Source organism: Mixta sp. Marseille-Q2659, assembly GCF_940807255.1.
GTDB lineage: Bacteria > Pseudomonadota > Gammaproteobacteria > Enterobacterales > Enterobacteriaceae > Mixta.
In genome coordinates, this window is record NZ_CALNWY010000008.1 from 106,631 (window position 1) to 127,040 (window position 20,410).

Below are 20,410 nucleotides of genomic sequence, written 5' to 3' on the forward strand. Positions count from 1 at the left end.
CTATGGCTGACTATCAGGGTAGAAAAGTTGTCATTATCGGTTTGGGGCTGACAGGCCTCTCCTGTGTTGATTTCTTTTTAGCGCAGGGCGTAACGCCGCGCGTGATGGATACCCGAGTGTCGCCGCCTGGCGTGGATAAACTGCCGGAAAATGTGGAACGTCATCTGGGATCGCTTAACGGCGACTGGCTGCTGGCGGCAGATCTGATCGTTGCCAGCCCAGGCATGGCGCTGGCGCACCCGCTGCTGATGGAGGCGGCGGAGACGGGCATTGAAATTGTCGGTGATATTGAGCTGTTTTGCCGTGAAGCGCAGGCGCCCATCGTCGCCATTACCGGTTCCAACGGTAAAAGCACCGTTACCAGCCTGGTAGGCGAGATGGCGCAGGCTGCTGGTTGGGCCGTCGGCGTAGGTGGAAACATCGGTTTGCCGGCGCTCAGCCTGTTGAAACAGCCAGCTCAGCTCTACGTTCTGGAGCTTTCCAGTTTCCAGCTGGAAACCACCTATAGCCTGAAGGCGGCAGTGGCGACCATTCTTAATATCAGCGAAGACCATATGGATCGCTATCCGCTGGGACTGCAGCAGTACCGCGCGGCCAAGCTGCGCATCTATGAAAACGCGGCGGTGTGCGTAGTGAATGCTGACGATGCGCTGACTATGCCGGTGCGCGGCGCTGATAAGCGCTGCATCAGTTTCGGCGTTGATGTCGGCGATTACCATCTTAACCGTCAGCAAGGCAGTATCTGGCTGCGCGTGCATGGCGAAAAAGTGTTGAATACCGATGAGATGAAACTGGTTGGTCAACACAACTATACCAACGCGCTGGCGGCGCTGGCATTGGCAGATGCGGTCGGCATTCCGCGCGCCAGCAGCCTGAAAGCGTTAACCACCTTTAGCGGATTGGCGCATCGTTTTCAGCTGGTACATGAACGTAACGGCGTGCGCTGGATTAACGATTCCAAAGCGACCAACGTTGGCAGCACGGAAGCGGCGTTAAGTGGATTGCAGGTAAAAGGTACGCTGTGGCTGCTGTTAGGCGGCGACGGTAAATCGGCCGATTTTACGCCACTGACACGTTACCTGCAGGGCGACGCTATTCGGGTTTGGTGCTATGGCCGTGACGGTGCGGCGCTGGCGGCGCTGCGCCCGGAAATTTCCAGCCAGACCGAAACGCTGGAGCAGGCTATGCAGGCTATCGCTCCGCTGGTGCAACCTGGCGATCTGGTTCTGCTGTCGCCCGCCTGCGCCAGCCTTGACCAGTTCCGTAATTTTGAACAGCGCGGCGAGCGGTTCGCCCAGCTGGCGCGGGAGCTGGGCTGATGCGTATTCCAGGCTTAGGACTGGCGAACGGCGTGGTGACGCGCCTGCGCGAATGGGTGATGGGCAGCCGGGATAACGGCGATACGGCCACCATGGTGCTGTACGATCGCACACTGCTGTGGTTGACATTTGGCCTGGCGATTATCGGCTTCGTAATGGTGACCTCAGCGTCCATGCCCGTCGGGCAGCGGCTGTCAGAAGATCCCTTTTACTTTGCCAAGCGTGATGCTTTCTACCTGCTGCTGGCCTTTGGTATGGCGCTGGTTACGTTGCGGATTCCGATGGAGGTTTGGCAGCGTTACAGCAATATGATGCTGATAGCCTCGGTCTTGATGCTGCTGATTGTGCTGGTAGTGGGCAGCTCGGTAAACGGGGCCTCGCGCTGGATTGCGCTGGGGCCGTTGCGTATTCAGCCTGCAGAGCTGTCCAAACTGTCGCTGTTTTGCTATCTCGCCAGCTATCTGGTGCGCAAAGTTGAAGAAGTGCGCAACAACTTCTGGGGCTTCTGTAAGCCAATGGGCGTGATGGTAGTACTGGCGGTGCTGCTGCTGGCGCAGCCTGACCTGGGAACGGTGGTGGTGCTGTTTGTTACCACGCTGGCGATGCTGTTTCTGGCGGGGGCCAAGCTGTGGCAATTTTTAGCCATCATCGGCTCCGGCATCTTTGCGGTGATCTTGTTGATTATCGCCGAACCGTACCGTATGCGCCGCGTGACCTCTTTCTGGAATCCCTGGGAAGATCCATTCGGCAGCGGCTATCAGCTCACTCAATCGCTAATGGCGTTTGGCCGCGGCGAATTTTGGGGGCAGGGACTGGGTAACTCTGTACAGAAACTGGAGTATTTACCGGAAGCTCATACCGACTTCATTTTCTCCATTATCGGGGAAGAACTCGGTTATATCGGTGTGGTTTTAGCGCTGTTAATGGTATTCTTCGTCGCTTTTCGGGCGATGTCCATTGGCCGACGCGCGCTGGAGATTGACCAGCGCTTTTCCGGCTTTCTGGCCTGCTCGATTGGTGTCTGGTTTAGCTTCCAGGCGCTGGTGAACGTCGGCGCGGCGGCGGGCATGTTGCCGACCAAAGGCCTGACGTTGCCGTTAATTAGTTACGGTGGTTCCAGTCTGATCATTATGTCGACGGCCATCGTGTTGTTGTTACGCATAGATTATGAAACGCGCCTGAGCAAAGCGCAGGCGTTTACCCGAGGTGCGCGATGAGTGGAAAGCGGCTGATGGTAATGGCTGGCGGTACCGGAGGACACGTGTTTCCGGGCCTGGCCGTTGCGCATCATCTGATGGCGCAGGGCTGGCAGGTACGCTGGCTGGGAACTGCCGATCGTATGGAAGCCGATCTGGTGCCGAAACATGGCATCGAAATCGATTTTATTCGTATCAGCGGATTACGCGGCAAAGGTATTAGAGCGCTACTGGCATCGCCGGTGCGCATTTTTAATGCATGGCGCCAGGCGCGCCGCATTATGAAAGCCTGGAAGCCGGATGTCGTATTGGGCATGGGCGGTTATGTTTCCGGTCCCGGCGGTTTAGCTGCCTGGAGCTGCGGTATTCCTGTAGTGCTGCATGAGCAAAACGGTATCGCCGGGTTAACCAATAAATGGCTGGCGAAACTGGCGACCAAAGTGATGCAGGCCTTTCCGGGCGCTTTTCCCCATGCTGACGTGGTAGGAAATCCGGTGCGCACCGATGTGCTGGCGCTTGATACGCCTGAGCAGCGTCTGGCCGATCGCAGTGGGCCGATTCGCGTGCTGGTTGTGGGCGGCAGTCAGGGCGCCCGCGTGCTGAATCAGACGATGCCGCAGGTGGCGGCGCTGGCAGGCGACAGCATTACGCTGTGGCATCAAACCGGCAAAGGGGCGCAGAGCGAAGTTGCCGCAGCTTACGAAGCGGCAGGACAAACGCAGCATAAAATCAGCGAGTTTATCGATGATATGGCGGCGGCCTACGACTGGGCTGATGTGGTGGTTTGTCGTTCCGGCGCGCTCACGGTAAGTGAAATCGCCGCCGCGGGGCTTCCGGCGATTTTTGTGCCGTTCCAGCATAAAGATCGTCAGCAGTACTGGAATGCGTTGCCGCTGGAAAAAGCTGGCGCAGCCAAAATTTTTGAGCAGCCGCAGTTTACGGCCAGTGCGGTGGCGGAAACGTTAAAGCAGTGGGATCGTCCCACGCTGTTGCTGATGGCGCAAAAGGCGCGTCAGGTAGCGATTCCCGATGCCACCGAACGGGTAGCGGCAGAAGTCAGCGCCGTCGCGCGCTAACAGAATGAAGAAAAGGTACAGCGGTACCAACAGGCAAAAGAAACGATGAATACTCAACAACTGGCGAAACTGCGTTCTATCGTGCCCGAGATGCGTCGCGTCCGGCACATTCACTTTGTCGGCATCGGCGGTGCTGGCATGGGCGGTATCGCCGAAGTGTTGGCCAATGAAGGTTATCAAATTAGCGGTTCCGATCTGGCACCTAACGCGGTCACGCAGCATCTGACCGCGCTGGGCGCCACGATCTATTTTCACCATCGCCCGGAAAACGTCAGCGATGCCAGCGTAGTAGTGGTATCCAGCGCGATTACGCAGGATAACCCAGAGATTATCGCCGCGCGTGAAGCGCGTATTCCGGTGATCCGCCGCGCCGAAATGCTGGCCGAGCTGATGCGTTTCCGCCACGGCATCGCCGTCGCCGGTACGCATGGTAAAACCACGACAACAGCAATGGTCACCAGCATCTATGCCGAAGGTGGACTCGATCCTACCTTCGTGAACGGCGGACTGGTGAAAGCCGCCGGTACGCATGCGCGCCTGGGCAGCAGCCGCTATCTGATCGCCGAAGCGGATGAAAGCGATGCTTCTTTCCTGCATTTGCAGCCGATGGTGGCGATTGTGACCAATATCGAAGCCGACCATATGGATACTTACCAGGGCGATTTCGAAAATCTGAAGCAGACGTTTATTAATTTCCTGCACAACCTGCCGTTTTACGGGCGCGCGGTGCTGTGTGTGGACGATGCGGTGATCCGTGATTTGATCCCGCGCGTTGGTCGTCAGATCACCACCTACGGTTTTAGCGATGATGCCGACGTGCGGATTGAAAATTATGAACAGCACGGTGCGCAGGGACACTTTACGCTGGTGCGCCACGATAAACCGTTGATGCGTGTGACGCTCAACGCGCCAGGCCGTCACAATGCGCTTAACGCGGCGGCGGCGGTAGCGGTGGCGACTGAAGAAGGCATTGAAGACGAGGATATTCTCAGCGCGCTGGAGAGTTTCCAGGGCACAGGACGTCGCTTTGATTTCCTCGGTGAGTTTCCGTTGCAGCAGGTAAACGGCGCGCGTGGTAGTGCGATGCTGGTGGATGATTATGGCCATCATCCCACCGAAGTGGACGCCACCATCAAGGCGGCACGTGCGGGTTGGCCAGATAAGAAACTGGTGATGATTTTTCAGCCGCACCGCTATACGCGCACGCGCGATCTCTATGATGATTTCGCCAATGTGCTGTCGCAGGTTGATGTCCTGCTGATGCTGGACGTTTATTCCGCTGGTGAATCGCCAATTCCGGGCGCGGACAGCCGCTCGCTGTGCCGTACGATCCGCGGGCGCGGCAAAGTGGATCCGATCCTTGTGCCGGATCACGATGCGATCCTCGATTTTCTTGCCCCAACCTTAAGCGGCAATGATCTGATCCTGGTACAGGGCGCGGGCAACGTCGGTAAAATCGCGCGTCGGCTGGCTGAACAAAAACTGAAACCGCAGACCAATGAAGAGGAACATCATGGCTGAAAAAGTAGCGGTACTGCTGGGTGGTACCTCCGCGGAACGTGAAGTCTCATTAATGTCAGGCGCGGCGGTGATCGCGGGTCTGAAAGAGGCAGGTATTGATGCGCATGGCGTCGATCCGCGCGATTTTCCGGTTATGCGGTTAAAAGAAGAAGGTTTTGCAAAAGTATTCATTGCGCTGCATGGGCGCGGCGGTGAAGACGGCACTTTACAGGGCGTTCTCGATTTTCTGCAGATTCCCTATACCGGCAGCGGCGTCATGGCTTCGGCTATTACCATGGATAAATGGCGTTCTAAGCTGCTTTGGCAAGGCGCCGAGCTGCCGGTCGCCCCTTATGTCTGGATTAATCGCCAGCAGATGGAAGCGGGAATCGACGATGCGCTAACGCAGCGTATCGCCCAACTGGGTATGCCGCTGTTTGTAAAACCGAGCAGCGAGGGCTCCAGCGTTGGCATTTCCCGCGTTAATCAGCCTTCAGAATTGCCGGCAGCGCTGGAAGAAGCTTTCCGCCATGATGATGACGTGCTGATCGAGAAATTCATTAGTGGCCCTGAATATACGGTAGGCATTCTTGGCGAACAGATTTTGCCCTCGATTCGTATTCAGCCCGCCAGTGACTTCTATGACTATGAAGCAAAATACATTTCTGACGATACTCAGTACTTCTGCCCAAGCGGATTATCTGCTGATAAAGAGGCGGAGCTGCAAGAGCTGGTGCTGAATGCCTGGCGTACGCTGGGCTGCAGCGGCTGGGGACGCGTCGACGTGATGATGGATGGCGACGGCACCTTCTATCTGCTGGAGGTTAATACCTCGCCCGGCATGACCAGCCACAGCCTGGTTCCGATGGCGGCGAAACAGGCGGGAATGAGCTTCTCCCAGCTGGTGGCGCGTATTCTGGAGCTGGCCGACTAAGATGTCGCAGGCGGCTCTGAACGTTCGCCGGGAAGCGCAGGAAAAGGCGCGTACCGGCCGCAGCAATGGTTCACGTTTAGCAGGGATTTTATTCCTGCTGTTGGTGATCGGCACGATGTTGGCTGGCGGCTTCGTGGTGTTGAAATGGATGAATGATGCTTCACGGCTGCCGCTTTCGAAGCTGGTGGTGACCGGGAAAACGCACTACACCACCAACGACGATATTCGTCAGGCGATTTTATCGCTGGGCGCGCCCGGCACTTTTATGTCACAAGATGTAAATGTGATTCAGCAGCAAATTGAACGTTTGCCCTGGATCAAACAGGTCAGCGTACGCAAGCAATGGCCGGACGAATTAAAGATTCATCTGGTTGAGTATGTGCCGGTAGCGCGGTGGAATGATCTACATATGATTGATGCGGAAGGCAAATCTTTTAGCGTTCCTGCTAACCATATCGGCAAAGAGGCGCTACCGTTGCTGTATGGGCCTGAAGGTAACGAGCAGGATGTGCTGGCAGGCTACCGGCAAATGAGTGCGGTTTTAGCCGCCAGCAAGTTTAGCGTAAAAGCAGCATCCATGACTGCTCGTCACTCCTGGCAATTAGTCACGGGCGATGATGTACGTATTGAGCTGGGCCGTAGCGATAACATGAAGCGACTTAAGCGGTTTATTGAACTTTGGCCGATGGTTCAACAGCAGGCCACCGCTGATAATAAGCGCGTCAGTTATGTCGATTTGCGCTATGACTCCGGCGCTGCCGTTGGCTGGGCTCCGGCATTTATTGAGCCTAAGGACAGTAATCAGCAACAGAATCAGGCACAGGCTAAACAACAATGATCAAGGCGACGGACAGAAAACTGGTAGTAGGACTTGAGATAGGCACCGCCAAGGTCGCCGCTTTAGTAGGGGAAATTCTGCCCGATGGCATGGTCAACATTATTGGGGTCGGCAGTTGTCCGTCCCGCGGTATGGATAAAGGCGGCGTAAACGATCTGGAATCGGTGGTGAAATGCGTACAGCGCGCCATCGATCAGGCGGAACTGATGGCGGATTGCCAGATTTCTTCGGTTTACCTGGCGTTATCCGGCAAACATATTAGCTGTCAGAACGAAATCGGGATGGTTCCGATTTCTGAAGAGGAAGTCACCCAGGAAGATGTGGAGAACGTGGTGCATACCGCCAAATCGGTACGCGTACGCGACGAACACCGCATTCTGCATGTGATTCCGCAAGAGTACGCGATCGACTACCAGGAAGGGATTAAAAACCCGGTCGGACTGTCAGGCGTGCGTATGCAGGCAAAAGTGCATTTGATCACCTGCCATAACGATATGGCGAAAAATATCGTCAAGGCGGTTGAACGTTGTGGTCTGAAAGTGGACCAATTAATTTTTGCCGGTCTGGCATCCAGCTTTGCGGTACTGACGGAAGATGAACGCGAACTGGGCGTCTGCGTGGTGGATATTGGCGGTGGAACCATGGACATCGCGGTGTATACCGGCGGCGCGCTGCGTCATACCAAAGTTATTCCTTATGCCGGTAACGTGGTTACCAGCGATATTGCATATGCCTTTGGCACGCCGCCGACCGATGCGGAAGCGATTAAAGTCCGTCACGGTTGTGCGCTGGGCTCGATCGTCGGCAAAGATGAGAATGTTGAGGTGCCGAGCGTTGGCGGGCGTCCGCCGCGTAGCCTGCAGCGTCAGACGTTAGCGGAAGTGATTGAGCCGCGTTATACCGAACTGCTGAATTTGGTGAACGACGAAATTCTTCAGTTACAGGAACAGTTACGTCAGCAGGGCGTTAAGCATCACCTTGCGGCAGGTATTGTGCTTACCGGCGGCGCGGCGCAGATTGAAGGTTTAGCCGCCTGCGCGCAACGGGTGTTCCATACCCAGGTGCGCATCGGCCAGCCGTTAAATATTACCGGCCTAACGGATTATGCGCAGGAGCCTTACTACTCAACAGCGGTAGGTCTTCTGCACTATGGAAAAGAGTCTCACCTGAGCGGTGAGGCGGATGTTGAAAAACGTGCTTCAGTTGGCAACTGGTTTAAACGTATCAACAGCTGGCTGAAAAAAGAGTTTTAATTTTTCTAAAAGGGGATCATGCTAGCTCTATTTTATGATCTCCAGGCGACAGGCACATAACGGAGAGAAATTATGTTTGAACCGATGGAATTAACCAACGACGCGGTGATTAAAGTCATCGGCGTCGGCGGGGGCGGCGGTAACGCCGTAGAGCATATGGTGCGCGAGCGCATCGAAGGCGTTGAGTTCTTCGCGGTGAATACTGACGCGCAGGCGTTACGCAAAACTGCAGTTGGCCAGACCATCCAAATCGGTACCAACATTACTAAAGGTCTGGGTGCAGGCGCGAATCCTGAAGTGGGTCGTACTTCTGCGGAAGAAGATCGTGAAGCGCTGCGTTCTGCGCTGGACGGCGCGGACATGGTGTTTATCGCAGCTGGTATGGGCGGCGGTACCGGTACCGGCGCGGCGCCAGTAGTGGCTGAGGTCGCTAAAGACCTGGGCATTTTGACCGTGGCGGTAGTAACCAAACCGTTTAACTTCGAAGGTAAAAAGCGCATGGCGTTTGCTGAGCAGGGCATCGCCGAACTGTCTAAGCATGTTGACTCGCTGATTACTATCCCGAACGATAAACTGCTGAAAGTGTTAGGCCGTGGCATTTCGCTGCTGGACGCGTTCGGCGCAGCTAACGACGTCCTGAAAGGCGCTGTACAGGGTATCGCTGAGCTGATTACCCGTCCGGGTTTGATGAACGTCGACTTTGCTGACGTACGCACCGTAATGTCCGAAATGGGTTACGCCATGATGGGCTCCGGCGTGGCTTGCGGTGAAGACCGTGCGGAAGAAGCGGCAGAGATGGCGATTTCCAGCCCGCTGCTGGAAGACATTGATCTTTCCGGCGCACGCGGCGTGCTGGTCAACATCACAGCTGGCTTTGATCTGCGTCTGGATGAGTTTGAGACTGTCGGTAACACGATTCGCGCCTTCGCTTCAGATAACGCGACCGTGGTTATCGGTACCTCTCTGGATCCGGAAATGAATGACGAACTGCGTGTGACCGTGGTTGCTACCGGCATTGGTATGGACAAGCGTCCAGAAATTACGTTGGTAACTAACAAGCAAGCAACCAGCCAGCCAGTTATGGATCATCGTTACCAGCAGCACGGTATGGCGCCGCTGCCGCAGGAACAAAAACCTGCTGCTAAAGTGGTTAACGATCAAAGCTCGCAGCCGGGCAAAGAGCCTGATTACCTGGATATTCCTGCCTTCCTGCGCAAACAGGCAGACTAGGAATAACCTGAGAATTGGGATTCTCCGCTCTTTGTGCTAATATCTTCGCCCGTCAGTAAGATAGACTGACGGTCGGATGATGATTTTGCGAGATAATACGATGATCAAACAACGGACATTAAAACGTATTGTTCAGGCGACTGGCGTCGGTTTGCATACCGGCAAGAAAGTCAACCTGACGCTACGCCCTGCGCCGGCTAATACCGGGGTCATCTATCGTCGCACTGACTTGAATCCACCGGTTGATTTCCCGGCTGATGCAAAATACGTGCGCGACACCATGCTGAGTACCTGCCTGGTGAATGATGAAGGCGTGCGTATTTCTACCGTAGAACACCTGAACGCCGCGCTGGCGGGCCTTGGTATCGACAATATTATTGTCGAAGTCAATGCGCCGGAAGTGCCGATTATGGACGGCAGCGCCGCGCCCTTTGTCTACCTGCTGGTAGATGCGGGCATTGAAGAGCTGAATAGCGCCAAGAAATTTGTACGCGTTAAGCAAGCGGTGCGTGTTGAAGATGGCGACAAGTGGGCTGAAATTAAACCGTACAACGGTTTTTCGCTCGATTTCACCATCGATTTCAAACACCCGGCGATTGATGCCAGCTCGCAGCGTTATCAGCTGAACTTCTCTACGGAAGCGTTCATGCGTCAAATCAGCCGTGCGCGAACCTTCGGCTTTATGCGTGAAATCGAATACCTGCAGTCCAAAGGCCTGTGCCTGGGCGGTAGTTTAGATTGCGCGATAGGGTTAGACGATTTCCGCGTACTGAACGAAGAAGGTTTACGCTTCGAAGATGAATTCGTTCGTCACAAAATGCTGGACGCCATTGGCGACTTGTTTATGTGTGGTCACAATATTGTAGGCGCGTTTTCCGCTTATAAATCAGGCCATGCGTTAAACAATAAACTGCTGCAGGCGGTACTGGCGAAACAGGAAGCCTGGGAATGGGCGACCTTTGAAGACGAAGCTGAACTGCCGGTGGCATTCAGGGCAACAAATTTGGTTCTGGCGTAAAGCGTCTTAACCCCTTAAAACGACTGGTAGCGCTGGCTCACTCTCTCCGGCCAGCAAAGCCAGTCGTTTTTGTTTCTGTAGTGCGGTGTTTTTTATTTGCTCCGTGTCCGACGAAATGTCGCTATTTTCTCCTGCTCCCGCTACGATCTGATGTTTAACGTGCGCAATGATGATAAGATTTGCCCTCGCTAAAGGTGGCAGCTGGCGCAATACGTCAGATGGAACAAGCCGCTAATTATTCATTGAAGAAGGGCAGGATGATACCTGTCAGACGGAAACCGATGTGATCGCTATTTTTCACCGCTGGCGACAATTAGGCAGGCGTTATTTCTGGCCGCATCTGTTATTTGGCATGGTGGCGGCAAGCCTCGGCCTGCCCGCTGCGTACGCCCAAAACGCTGAGCAAAATAACCGTCCCGAAGCCACAGCGAAAAAACTGATCACCGGTAGCGCCGTACGGGTGGATAACCTTGCGCTGCTACAGGCGAATGCCCGCCGCGCCAGCTTTAGCGTGGATTACTGGCATCAACATGCTATCCGCACCGTCATTCGCCATCTCTCTTTTGCGCTTACTCCCCAAAATTTGCCCGATGCGGAAGAAACCTTGCCGCTTGCCGTGCAGAAAATGGCGCTGCTCGATACGCTCAATGCGCTATTGACCCATGAGCCGCGCCAACCGGTTATTATTCGCCATACGCAGCAGCCTGCCGTTTCTGTTACGCCCGATTATCATATCGGCATCTGGCTGGCCCAGGTGCAAGGCATCCGCGCGGGCCCTTACATTCTCAGTTGAAACCTGAGCAGTCCTGAAACCGTATTAATATAAAAACGAACCGCAATCACGGCGGTAAAGATGAGAATGTATTTATTATGCTAACCAAGTTGTTAACCAAAGTTTTTGGTAGTCGTAACGATCGTACGCTGCGCCGCATGCGCAAAACGGTAGAACTCATCAACAAGATGGAGCCTGATTTTGAAAAGCTCTCTGACGATGAGTTGAAAGCGAAAACGCAGGAGTTTCGTGCGCGTCTGGAAAAGGGCGAAGAACTGGACAGCCTGATTCCTGAAGCCTTTGCCACCGTACGTGAAGCCAGTAAACGCGTATTTGGCATGCGTCACTTTGACGTACAGCTGATTGGCGGCATGGTATTAAACGATCGCTGCATCGCTGAAATGCGCACCGGTGAAGGTAAAACGCTAACCGCGACGCTGCCAGCCTATCTGAATGCGCTGACCGGTAAAGGCGTACACGTTGTTACCGTCAACGACTACCTGGCCCAGCGCGATGCGGAAAATAACCGCCCGCTATTTGAATTCCTTGGTCTTTCTGTCGGCATCAACCTGCCGGGTATGCCTGCTCCAGCTAAACGCGAAGCCTACGCGGCCGATATTACCTACGGCACCAATAACGAGTACGGTTTTGACTATCTGCGCGACAACATGGCATTCAGCCCGGAAGAGCGTGTACAGCGTAAGCTGCACTATGCACTGGTGGACGAGGTGGACTCCATCCTGATCGATGAAGCGCGTACGCCGCTGATCATTTCCGGTCCGGCGGAAGACAGCTCTGAACTCTATATCAAAGTAAACAAAATTATTCCGCGCCTGATCCGTCAGGAAAAAGAAGACTCTGATACGTTCCAGGGCGAAGGTCACTTCTCCGTCGATGAGAAAGCGCGTCAGGTTCATCTTACCGAACGCGGTCTGGTGATGATTGAAGAGCTGCTGGTGCAGGAAGGCATTATGGTGGAAGGCGAATCTCTCTATTCACCTAACAATATTATGCTGATGCACCATGTTACCGCTGCGCTGCGTGCCCATGTACTGTTCACCCGTGACGTTGATTACATCGTTAAAGATGGCGAAGTCATTATTGTCGATGAGCATACGGGCCGTACCATGCAGGGACGTCGCTGGTCAGATGGCCTGCATCAGGCTGTTGAGGCGAAAGAGGGCGTTGAGATTCAGAATGAGAACCAGACGCTGGCCTCTATCACCTTCCAGAACTACTTCCGTCTGTATGAGAAGCTGGCCGGTATGACCGGTACGGCGGATACCGAAGCATTTGAATTCAGCTCTATTTATAAGCTGGATACCATCGTGATCCCGACCAACCGCCCAATGGTGCGTAAAGATCTGCCGGATCTGGTCTACATGACCGAGAAAGAGAAGATCGATGCGATCATCGAAGATATTCGCGAGCGTACCGCAAACGGCCAGCCGATCCTGGTCGGTACTATCTCGATCGAAAAATCTGAGGTCGTTTCTAATGAGCTGACACGGGCCGGCATCAAGCACAACGTACTGAACGCCAAATTCCATGCGCGTGAAGCAGAGATCGTCGCGCAGGCTGGCCAGCCTGGGGCGGTGACTATCGCCACCAACATGGCGGGTCGTGGTACGGACATTATGCTGGGCGGTAGCTGGCAGGCGGAAGTCGCCGCGCTGGAAAACCCGACCGAAGATCAGATTGCCGCCATCAAAGCCGCCTGGAAAGAGCGCCATGACGCGGTACTGGCGTCGGGCGGTTTGCATATTATCGGTACTGAGCGCCATGAATCGCGCCGTATCGATAACCAGCTGCGCGGTCGTTCCGGTCGTCAGGGCGATCAGGGTTCTTCCCGTTTCTACCTGTCGATGGAAGATGCGCTGATGCGTATTTTCGCCTCGGATCGCGTGTCGAATATGATGCGTAAACTGGGCATGAAGCCGGGCGAAGCCATTGAGCATCCGTGGGTCACTAAGGCGATTGCCAACGCACAGCGTAAAGTGGAAAGCCGCAACTTCGATATTCGTAAACAGCTGCTGGAATATGATGATGTTGCTAACGATCAGCGTCGTGCTATTTACTCGCAGCGTAATGAACTGTTGGATGTGGCTGATGTGAGCGAAACCATCAACAGCATCCGCGAAGATGTCTTCAAATCCACCATCGACAGTTACATTCCGCCGCAGTCGCTGGAAGAGATGTGGGATGTTGCAGGCCTGGAAGAACGCCTGAAAAACGACTTCGATCTTGAATTGCCGATTTCTCAATGGCTGGATAAAGAGCCTGAGCTGCATGAGGAAACGCTGCGCGAGCGTATCCTGGAGCAGGCGAAAGAGGTGTATCAGCGTAAAGAAGAAGTGGTTGGTGCTGAGATGATGCGCAGCTTTGAAAAAGGCGTCATGTTGCAAACGCTGGATTCGCTGTGGAAAGAGCATCTGGCGGCGATGGATTACCTGCGTCAGGGCATCCATCTGCGTGGCTATGCACAAAAAGATCCGAAACAGGAATACAAACGCGAATCCTTCGCCATGTTTGCTGCCATGCTGGAGTCGCTGAAATATGAAGTCATCAGCACGCTGAGCAAAGTTCAGGTACGTATGCCGGAAGAAGTTGAAGCGATGGAAGCGCAGCGCCGCGAAGAGGCTGAGCGTCTGGCTCAGCAGCAGCAGCTCAGTCATGTTGATGATGAAACTGAAGCCGCCGCCGCGCTGGCCGCTGAGACTGGTGAACGTAAAGTAGGCCGCAACGATCCTTGCCCATGCGGATCGGGTAAAAAATACAAGCAGTGCCACGGTCGCCTGGCCTGATGTTTTTCGCGTTAAGTTTATAAGGGAGCCTTCTGGCTCCCTTTTTACTTTATTTAGGTACCCGCTTGCCGGTGTTAAGCCAAAGTAAACAACGTTATACTGCCGTTATTTGTCAGAACAAGGATGCGAAAATGAAACATCTTCAGGTCGCTGTTGGCATTATCCGCAATGCGCAGCAGGAAATTTTTCTGACGCACCGTCCAGCCAGCTCGCATATGGCAAATATGTGGGAATTTCCGGGAGGAAAAATCGAGGCGGGCGAGAGTCCAGAACAGGCGCTTAAGCGTGAGCTGTTGGAAGAAACCGGCATTGCGGTCATTGCCGCTACCGCCTTTGGCAACGCCGATCATACCTATCAGGATCTGCGCGTTACGTTACATTTTTTTATGGTGGAACAGTGGCAGGGTGAACCCTGGGGCCGGGAAGGGCAGCCGCAGCGTTGGGTGCCGCAGCGCGAGCTTATCGCCGATGAGTTCCCACCGGCTAACCATCAGCTGGTAGCGCGCCTGCTGGCTGAGGCGCGCTAATCATCAGGGCGGCGCTGCCGCCCCGTTTTTCAATGACGCAGGTACTCTTCTTCACTCCAGTCGTCGCTATCTGATAAATCGCTGTCGCTGGGGATACGCTTCTCTTCTGCTGCCCATTCGCCCAGGTCAATCAGCTGACAGCGTTTACTGCAAAATGGGCGAAACGGACTCTCTTCTCCCCAAATCACCTTCTTGCCGCAGGTAGGACAGGCCACGGTTGTAACATCACTTTTCATACTTATCCTCTAACAACAAGCCAGCTCGAAATCGAGACGGGCTGGAACTTCGCCGCGCTCGCTGTCGAGTGGTAAAAAACGAATTGCATAACGGGTTTTATGGCCAGAAACCTGCGGATAAAGACTGTCTTCCAGCGTTAATTGCAGCCGCAGGAGATCCGCGCCTTCGGCATTGTCCTGATAAAAACCGTTCAGGCTGGTCTGATGGCGAAATACGCCAGATTGCCGAATTAGCTCAAGGATCAAAAACAGTGCCTGGCGCAGCGGCTCAAGCGTGTCTATCCACGCGGCGACCTGGGTGTCCCGCAGCGACTGATCGAGATGCAGCCAGACATGCAGCGTTGGCAGGTCAAAGCTACAGCAGCCACCGGGAATGCTCAGACGCTGGCGCACCAGCGCGATAAGACGATCTTCCCGCAGCGCCTGACCGATACGCGGCGCAGCCATTAATTCGCTGGCGCGCGATTTCAGCTGCTGACGCAGCGCTTCAACACGTTCGGTATCTACGCCCGGCACATCGCACCAGGCCAGTAATTTTTGCTGCTGACGCTCAAGCTCTTTCAGAATCTCGGTGCGTAACTCGCCACGCTCAAATACATCAAGTAATTCGCTGATATTACGGAAAAACGTTAATGCGGTCTGGTGATTAGTAATCTCGATGCTCGCCTGAAGCTGCTGAAGTAAGAACTCAATTCTCAGCCAGGTACGCATTTTCTCATTCAACGGATGTTCGAAAAGAACGACTTTACTCATGCTGTTAATCCTGTTTTGTCGCTTTGGCCAACGCCAGATAGCGCTGATTCAGTTTGGCGACCAGCGGCAGAACCTCGCTGGGATGTCCGCTGTTTTCAATAATGTCATCCGCTACAGCCAGACGCGCTGCGCGTGTAGCCTGAGCGGCAATGATTTTTTCCGCCTGCTCGCGAGAAATACGGTCACGAGCCATGGTTCGTTCAATCTGAACGGCAGGATCGACATCAACAACCAGAACCCGATCGGCCTGTTTTTCCAGCTGGTTTTCCACCAGCAGCGGTACAACCCATAAGCACCAGGGCGATCGAGCCGCTTTAAGCTGTCGGCGTGTTTCAGCGTGGATCAACGGATGTAAAAGCTGATTCAGCCAGGCCTTGTCTGCGGGCGAGCTGAAGATAGTCTGACGCAGCGCGGCGCGGTTTAGCGTGCCGTCTGTATGAAGTATCGCTGAACCAAAGCGGGTCGCAATCTCTTTTAGCGCCGGCTGGCCGGGCTCTACCACCTGACGGGCAATGACATCAGCATCAATAATTTCCACGCCATGCCGGGCAAACGCGTTGGCAACGGTACTTTTTCCACTGCCAATTCCGCCAGTTAGTGCAACGGTGTAAGACATTTTTTCTATTCCTGCTTCACCTGTAAACGCCAGAGCGCCAGCTATACACGTTTAACGTCAGCGGGAAAGTATGCAACGGCGATCACATTGACTATTTTCAGGTAAATTTATCGGATTGTAGCGTATTTAAAGGTGTTTTCGCAGTCTTGTACGCGCGTTTTTAGTGCGTATGATAGCGTTACTGGAGCTGGCAGCAGCACCCGATCATATGATCGTCGCCAAAAACCCAGGAATGATGTCATGCGTATTGAAGAAGATTTAAAACTTGGTTTTAAAGATGTTCTAATTCGTCCCAAACGTTCAACTTTAAAAAGCCGCTCGCAGGTAGAGTTGAGTCGTCAATTCACCTTTAAACACTCCGGCATCGCCTGGTCAGGCGTCCCAATTATTGCCGCTAATATGGACACCGTAGGAACGTTTCGCATGGCTGAAGTGCTGGCCAGCTTTGATATTTTGACGGCGGTACATAAACATTACAGCGTCGATGAATGGCGTGCTTTTATTCAGCGCGTACCGGAACAGGTGCTGCAACACGTAATGGTTTCTACCGGCACTTCCGATGCCGATTTTAATAAGCTTCAGGCGATACTGGCGCTTTCACCAGCGCTGAATTTTATCTGTATCGATGTGGCAAACGGCTACTCGGAGCATTTTGTTGAGTTCCTGCAACGTGCGCGTGCCGCCTGCCCTGATAAAACCATCTGTGCCGGCAACGTCGTTACTGGCGAGATGGTTGAAGAGCTTATCCTTTCCGGTGCCGATATTGTGAAAGTTGGCATTGGCCCTGGATCCGTTTGTACCACGCGCGTAAAAACCGGCGTTGGTTATCCGCAGCTTTCCGCCGTTATTGAGTGCGCCGACGCGGCGCATGGTCTGGGCGGACAGATCGTCAGCGATGGTGGCTGTTCGGTGCCGGGCGATGTGGCGAAGGCCTTTGGCGGCGGCGCCGATTTCGTGATGCTGGGCGGAATGCTGGCCGCACATGATGAATGTGAAGGTACCGTGGTTGAAGAAAACGGTGAAAAATTCATGCTGTTTTACGGCATGAGTTCTGAATCCGCGATGAAACGTCACGTTGGCGGCGTAGCGGAATACCGTGCGGCGGAAGGCAAAACGGTCAAGCTGCTGTTGCGCGGGCCGGTTGACGCTACGGCGCGAGATATCCTTGGCGGTCTGCGCTCGGCCTGTACTTACGTTGGCGCAGAGCGCTTGAAAGAGCTGACCAAGCGCACAACGTTTATTCGCGTAGCGGAGCAGGAAAATCGCGTTTTTAACCGTTAACCCATCACGTTTCCTAAGTTAAAGATAGGCAGGTACATAGCGACCACTAAGGTACCGACAATGATCCCGGTAATCAGCATCATTACCGGTTCCATGGTGGCCGCCAGCGTATCTGCCAGCTCATGGGTTTGATTTTCATGCCATTGCGCCAGGCGCGCGAGTAATTCATCCAACGCGCCGGCCTCTTCGCCTACCTTAATCAACTGACGACAAAGCGGCGTAAAAAGCGCGCTGTCGGCAATCGCCTGATGCAACTGCGTACCTTCAGCTATCTGTTTTTGTAACTGCTGCACCGCTTCCCGCCATAGTAATGGTGTAATCGTCAGTTCAACCGCCTGTAGCCCTTGCAGTAACGGCAGGCCTGCCTGCTGCGTTAGGGTCAACGTGGTAAATATCTGACTGAGCAGGCTGCCGCGCCATAAGCGCGCAAGCAGTGGCAGGTGCAGCAGGCAGCGTTGCTCACGGCGCTGCCAGCCTGGTCTGCGTTCACGCAGATAACGCCACAGAAAAATCACGACGGCAATAAATAGCATCAGCGGCAGAAACAACCGTTGAAGGCCTACGGAGAGCGCCAATACTGCGGCGGTAAAGGCGGGCAGTTGGGCATTAAACGACTGATAAATGCTGACGAATTCAGGCAGCACCCATAGCAGCATGCCCACTGCAACCGCCAATGCCACCAACAGAATAAATGCGGGATAACGTAGCGCCGCAATAACTTTCTTATGTAGTCGCAGCTGACGTTCCTGCTGGGATGCCAGCTGTAAGCAGCAGCGATCCAACTGGCCGGTGAGTTCGCCAACCTGCATCAGTGCAGGAAATAGCGGGGGAAAGATCATCGGCCATTTTGCCAGCGCGGCGGAAAAGGGCGTTCCCCGGGCAACCTCTTCCTGTAACGCCAGTAACAATGTGCGCCAGCCGGGATGTTTCTCGCCTTCGCTTAACAGCTGTAACCCGGCTGAAAGCGTCAGCCCAGCCTTTAACAGCGTAGCCAGCTGATACAGCAGAGCTATTTTCTGGCGCACCGTCCAGTCGCGGGGCCGGTAATATTTACCGCGTTTACAGGAGAGCGGTAGATAATTCCATGCGGCCATTCTGGTCATAAGCTGGTGATCCTCTGTCAGCAGCCAGCTTCCGGTGACCATTTCGCCCTGTTGATTCATGGCCTGCCAGTGCCAGAGTCGACAGCTAGCCATGATCGACGCCTATGACCCGATAGATTTCTGACAACGAGGTTTCGCCGCGGTCAACCGCATGCAGTCCTTCGATAAACAGGCTGTTAAGTTCCAGACGCTGAGCCAGTATGCTTAGCTCTTCACTGCTGACGTTAGCGGCGATGGCCGTTTGCAGCGCGTTATTTATTGGTAGCATCTCAAATAGCGCCAGGCGTCCATAGTAGCCGGAGAAACAGTGATCGCAGCCTGCGGCCCGCCAGTTCTGAAGCGCTCCTGGCCAAATTTGCGCAGGCAGATTTTCTATTTTTTCCGCCGGGAAGCGGCAGTGCGGGCAAAGGCGCCTTACCAGACGCTGGGCGATAACCAGCCGGAGCGCTGATGCCAGCAAATAGCCAGGAATCCCCATTTGACCAAGCCTTATCAGGGTTTCCGTCGTTGAGTTTGTATGCAGCGTGGACAGCACCAGATGGCCGGTTTGCGCTGCCTTAACAGCAATTTCAGCGCTCTCCGCATCGCGAATCTCGCCCAGCATAATAATGTCCGGGTCCTGACGCAGCAGTGCCCGCAGGACGCGTTGAAAATCGAGCCCGGCACGGGGATTAATTTGTGTCTGGTTAACGCCAGCTAATGGAATCTCTACCGGATCTTCTACGCTACAGAGATTGCTGCCCGGCTGGTTAAGGGCGCTAAGTCCGCTGTAAAGCGTAAAGGTTTTGCCGCTGCCGGTAGGGCCGGTTACCAGTATCAAGCCCTGCGGCTGCGCCAGCGCGCTGCGGAAGTGTTTTAGCGCTGCGGGTGGCATACCTAAATTCTCCAGCGCGAGATCCTGTACGTCGCTTTGTAGCAGACGGATCACTGCTTTTTCTCCCTCTCGCACTGGCAGGGTGGCGAGACGGAAAGCCGCCTGTTCCCCCTGCAGTTGTAAAGTAAATTGCCCATCCTGCGGCAACCGGCGCTCCGCTATATCAAGATTGCCAAGGATCTTAAGGCGGGCTATCAGCGCTGCCTGTTGCGTCCCGCTAATGGTCTGCAGCAGCTGAAGCATACCGTCAATACGTAGCCGCACGCGCACGCCTGCTGCACAAGGCTCGATATGAATATCAGAGGCGCGGCGCTGAAAAGCATTAAGCAGAATTTGATCGACCAGCGCCGACACGGATTCCGATGCAAGTGCTTTATCGCTCTGCGAACAAGACGGCTCAGCCTGTTGATGCTGTTCCAGCCGCGCCTGCGGCCAGCGCTCAACCTGCACCCGGCGCTGGCTGGTAAAGCGTAGCGCCTCCACCATTTCATGGGTTGGCGCATCGGCCAGCGCAACGGTAATTGACGCCTCATCCTCTTTTAACAGCAGCGCCTGATACTGACGGCAGATCTCGCGTAAATTTTGGGCGGTGCCATTCATTGCGACACCTCATCATCGAAGCGGAAAACGTTGCGGCAATTATCCTTCAGGTTGCTGTTAGCGCTGGCGCAGCTGCGCTGCCAGTCCATCTGGCCTTCATTACTTTGCCACTGTGGCGTAAGCGTGACGGTAAGTCCGTTCAGACTTTCCTGTCCGGTAAGCGTAATGACGCCGGACGCCACGCTCACCGTAGAGACATAACGCGATCCCTTCGCGGTGGGAACACCGTTACTGCCCGCGCTGCAGCCTGCGGTTGCGCCATGCTCGACGGCGCAAAGTTCCACCGCTGTTTTGTAGGGCAACATAGTTTGCAGCATATCGGTGAGCGCCGCTTTTTGCAGATAGTTCTGGTAAGCCGGCATGCCGATAGCGCTGAGGATGGCGACAATTCCAATCACGATCATCAGCTCAATCAGCGTAAAGCCTTGTTGTCTCATCTTCACTTCTCCCTCTTATTGGCGTTGTTGACGTTAAGCCAAA

General features: G+C 54.5%; 19 protein-coding genes. 13 read left to right on the forward strand and 6 right to left on the reverse strand.

Features of this window, described 5'->3' with window-relative positions:
* Positions 1-2 precede the first annotated feature (2 nt).
* The 12 genes from murD to mutT all read left to right on the forward strand — a co-directional run bounded on the left by murD (position 3) and on the right by mutT (position 14,467).
* On the forward strand, positions 3-1,319 hold the full coding sequence (gene murD, locus P3C52_RS08400) for a UDP-N-acetylmuramoyl-L-alanine--D-glutamate ligase (protein ID WP_275554562.1): 1,317 nt from the start codon (positions 3-5) through the stop codon (positions 1,317-1,319).
* Positions 1,319-2,536 carry a cell division protein FtsW gene (gene ftsW, locus P3C52_RS08405; RefSeq protein ID WP_275554563.1) on the forward strand — a complete coding sequence of 406 codons (1,218 nt, stop codon included), beginning with the start codon at positions 1,319-1,321 and terminating at the stop codon, positions 2,534-2,536. Before murD ends, ftsW begins: the two co-directional genes overlap by 1 nt.
* The gene (murG, locus tag P3C52_RS08410) at positions 2,533-3,591 is read left to right on the forward strand and encodes an undecaprenyldiphospho-muramoylpentapeptide beta-N-acetylglucosaminyltransferase (RefSeq protein WP_275554564.1); all 1,059 of its coding nucleotides are present in this window, start codon (positions 2,533-2,535) and stop codon (positions 3,589-3,591) included. The genes ftsW and murG overlap by 4 nt, the downstream gene beginning before the upstream one ends.
* A 45-nt stretch (positions 3,592-3,636) precedes the next feature.
* Positions 3,637-5,112: a UDP-N-acetylmuramate--L-alanine ligase gene (murC, locus tag P3C52_RS08415; RefSeq protein WP_275554565.1), complete on the forward strand. Its 1,476-nt coding sequence runs from the start codon at positions 3,637-3,639 to the stop codon at positions 5,110-5,112.
* Entirely contained in the window at positions 5,105-6,025 is a 921-nt protein-coding gene (locus P3C52_RS08420) for a D-alanine--D-alanine ligase (protein WP_275554566.1), read from the forward strand. Before murC ends, P3C52_RS08420 begins: the two co-directional genes overlap by 8 nt.
* Before the next feature lies 1 nt (position 6,026).
* On the forward strand, positions 6,027-6,863 hold the full coding sequence (gene ftsQ, locus P3C52_RS08425) for a cell division protein FtsQ (protein WP_275554567.1): 837 nt from the start codon (positions 6,027-6,029) through the stop codon (positions 6,861-6,863).
* Positions 6,860-8,116, forward strand: a complete 1,257-nt coding sequence (gene ftsA / locus P3C52_RS08430) for a cell division protein FtsA (protein ID WP_038628246.1) — start codon at positions 6,860-6,862, stop codon at positions 8,114-8,116. The genes ftsQ and ftsA overlap by 4 nt, the downstream gene beginning before the upstream one ends.
* Positions 8,117-8,188: 72 nt before the next feature.
* The gene (gene ftsZ, locus P3C52_RS08435) at positions 8,189-9,346 is read left to right on the forward strand and encodes a cell division protein FtsZ (RefSeq protein WP_275554568.1); all 1,158 of its coding nucleotides are present in this window, start codon (positions 8,189-8,191) and stop codon (positions 9,344-9,346) included.
* A 100-nt stretch (positions 9,347-9,446) separates the two neighbouring features.
* Positions 9,447-10,364, forward strand: coding sequence for a UDP-3-O-acyl-N-acetylglucosamine deacetylase (lpxC, locus tag P3C52_RS08440; protein ID WP_275554602.1), 918 nt, complete (start codon positions 9,447-9,449; stop codon positions 10,362-10,364).
* A 283-nt stretch (positions 10,365-10,647) separates the two neighbouring features.
* Entirely contained in the window at positions 10,648-11,157 is a 510-nt protein-coding gene (secM, locus tag P3C52_RS08445) for a secA translation cis-regulator SecM (protein ID WP_275554569.1), read from the forward strand.
* Positions 11,158-11,234: 77 nt separating this feature from the next.
* Complete coding sequence (gene secA, locus P3C52_RS08450; protein WP_275554570.1) at positions 11,235-13,940, forward strand: preprotein translocase subunit SecA; 2,706 nt, start codon at positions 11,235-11,237, stop codon at positions 13,938-13,940.
* Positions 13,941-14,071: 131 nt separating this feature from the next.
* The gene (mutT, locus tag P3C52_RS08455; RefSeq protein WP_275554571.1) at positions 14,072-14,467 is read left to right on the forward strand and encodes an 8-oxo-dGTP diphosphatase MutT; all 396 of its coding nucleotides are present in this window, start codon (positions 14,072-14,074) and stop codon (positions 14,465-14,467) included.
* Positions 14,468-14,496: 29 nt separating this feature from the next.
* On the opposite strand, the gene yacG is transcribed toward mutT, so the two are convergent.
* From yacG to coaE, 3 genes are read right to left on the reverse strand one after another with little or no spacing between them, the layout of a single operon-like run.
* The gene (yacG, locus tag P3C52_RS08460) at positions 14,497-14,703 is read right to left on the reverse strand and encodes a DNA gyrase inhibitor YacG (RefSeq protein ID WP_275554572.1); all 207 of its coding nucleotides are present in this window, start codon (positions 14,701-14,703) and stop codon (positions 14,497-14,499) included.
* 9 nt (positions 14,704-14,712) lie between these two features.
* Positions 14,713-15,456 (reverse strand): cell division protein ZapD, encoded by a 744-nt coding sequence (zapD, locus tag P3C52_RS08465; protein WP_275554573.1) that lies wholly within the window; start codon positions 15,454-15,456, stop codon positions 14,713-14,715.
* 4 nt (positions 15,457-15,460) lie between these two features.
* Positions 15,461-16,072 (reverse strand): dephospho-CoA kinase, encoded by a 612-nt coding sequence (gene coaE / locus P3C52_RS08470; RefSeq protein WP_275554574.1) that lies wholly within the window; start codon positions 16,070-16,072, stop codon positions 15,461-15,463.
* A gap of 240 nt (positions 16,073-16,312) precedes the next feature.
* Between coaE and P3C52_RS08475 the strand changes: the two genes are divergently transcribed.
* Positions 16,313-17,353 carry a GMP reductase gene (locus P3C52_RS08475; protein WP_275554575.1) on the forward strand — a complete coding sequence of 347 codons (1,041 nt, stop codon included), beginning with the start codon at positions 16,313-16,315 and terminating at the stop codon, positions 17,351-17,353.
* On the opposite strand, the gene hofC is transcribed toward P3C52_RS08475, so the two are convergent.
* The 3 genes from hofC to ppdD are packed head-to-tail and all read right to left on the reverse strand — an operon-like array spanning position 17,350 to position 20,367.
* Positions 17,350-18,549, reverse strand: a complete 1,200-nt coding sequence (hofC, locus tag P3C52_RS08480; RefSeq protein WP_275554576.1) for a protein transport protein HofC — start codon at positions 18,547-18,549, stop codon at positions 17,350-17,352. The genes P3C52_RS08475 and hofC overlap by 4 nt on opposite strands.
* Complete coding sequence (gene gspE / locus P3C52_RS08485; RefSeq protein ID WP_275554577.1) at positions 18,542-19,930, reverse strand: type II secretion system protein GspE; 1,389 nt, start codon at positions 19,928-19,930, stop codon at positions 18,542-18,544. Before gspE ends, hofC begins: the two co-directional genes overlap by 8 nt.
* Positions 19,927-20,367, reverse strand: a complete 441-nt coding sequence (gene ppdD / locus P3C52_RS08490) for a prepilin peptidase-dependent pilin (RefSeq protein ID WP_275554578.1) — start codon at positions 20,365-20,367, stop codon at positions 19,927-19,929. The genes gspE and ppdD overlap by 4 nt, the downstream gene beginning before the upstream one ends.
* Positions 20,368-20,410: the final 43 nt, after the last annotated feature.

Excerpts from the sequence above, each read along its gene's own strand:
- P3C52_RS08475 (WP_275554575.1), top strand. The coding sequence starts at position 16,313 with ATGCGTATTGAAGAAGATTTAAAACTTGGTTTTAAAGATGTTCTAATT.
- ftsZ (WP_275554568.1), top strand. The coding sequence starts at position 8,189 with ATGTTTGAACCGATGGAATTAACCAACGACGCGGTGATTAAAGTCATC.
- murG (WP_275554564.1), top strand. The coding sequence starts at position 2,533 with ATGAGTGGAAAGCGGCTGATGGTAATGGCTGGCGGTACCGGAGGACAC.
- coaE (WP_275554574.1), bottom strand. The coding sequence starts at position 16,072 with ATGTCTTACACCGTTGCACTAACTGGCGGAATTGGCAGTGGAAAAAGT.
- murC (WP_275554565.1), top strand. The coding sequence starts at position 3,637 with ATGAATACTCAACAACTGGCGAAACTGCGTTCTATCGTGCCCGAGATG.
- secA (WP_275554570.1), top strand. The coding sequence starts at position 11,235 with ATGCTAACCAAGTTGTTAACCAAAGTTTTTGGTAGTCGTAACGATCGT.
- ppdD (WP_275554578.1), bottom strand. The coding sequence starts at position 20,367 with ATGAGACAACAAGGCTTTACGCTGATTGAGCTGATGATCGTGATTGGA.
- hofC (WP_275554576.1), bottom strand. The coding sequence starts at position 18,549 with ATGGCTAGCTGTCGACTCTGGCACTGGCAGGCCATGAATCAACAGGGC.
- lpxC (WP_275554602.1), top strand. The coding sequence starts at position 9,447 with ATGATCAAACAACGGACATTAAAACGTATTGTTCAGGCGACTGGCGTC.
- ftsQ (WP_275554567.1), top strand. The coding sequence starts at position 6,027 with ATGTCGCAGGCGGCTCTGAACGTTCGCCGGGAAGCGCAGGAAAAGGCG.
- gspE (WP_275554577.1), bottom strand. The coding sequence starts at position 19,930 with ATGAATGGCACCGCCCAAAATTTACGCGAGATCTGCCGTCAGTATCAG.
- mutT (WP_275554571.1), top strand. The coding sequence starts at position 14,072 with ATGAAACATCTTCAGGTCGCTGTTGGCATTATCCGCAATGCGCAGCAG.
- yacG (WP_275554572.1), bottom strand. The coding sequence starts at position 14,703 with ATGAAAAGTGATGTTACAACCGTGGCCTGTCCTACCTGCGGCAAGAAG.
- zapD (WP_275554573.1), bottom strand. The coding sequence starts at position 15,456 with ATGAGTAAAGTCGTTCTTTTCGAACATCCGTTGAATGAGAAAATGCGT.
- murD (WP_275554562.1), top strand. The coding sequence starts at position 3 with ATGGCTGACTATCAGGGTAGAAAAGTTGTCATTATCGGTTTGGGGCTG.
- ftsA (WP_038628246.1), top strand. The coding sequence starts at position 6,860 with ATGATCAAGGCGACGGACAGAAAACTGGTAGTAGGACTTGAGATAGGC.
- P3C52_RS08420 (WP_275554566.1), top strand. The coding sequence starts at position 5,105 with ATGGCTGAAAAAGTAGCGGTACTGCTGGGTGGTACCTCCGCGGAACGT.
- ftsW (WP_275554563.1), top strand. The coding sequence starts at position 1,319 with ATGCGTATTCCAGGCTTAGGACTGGCGAACGGCGTGGTGACGCGCCTG.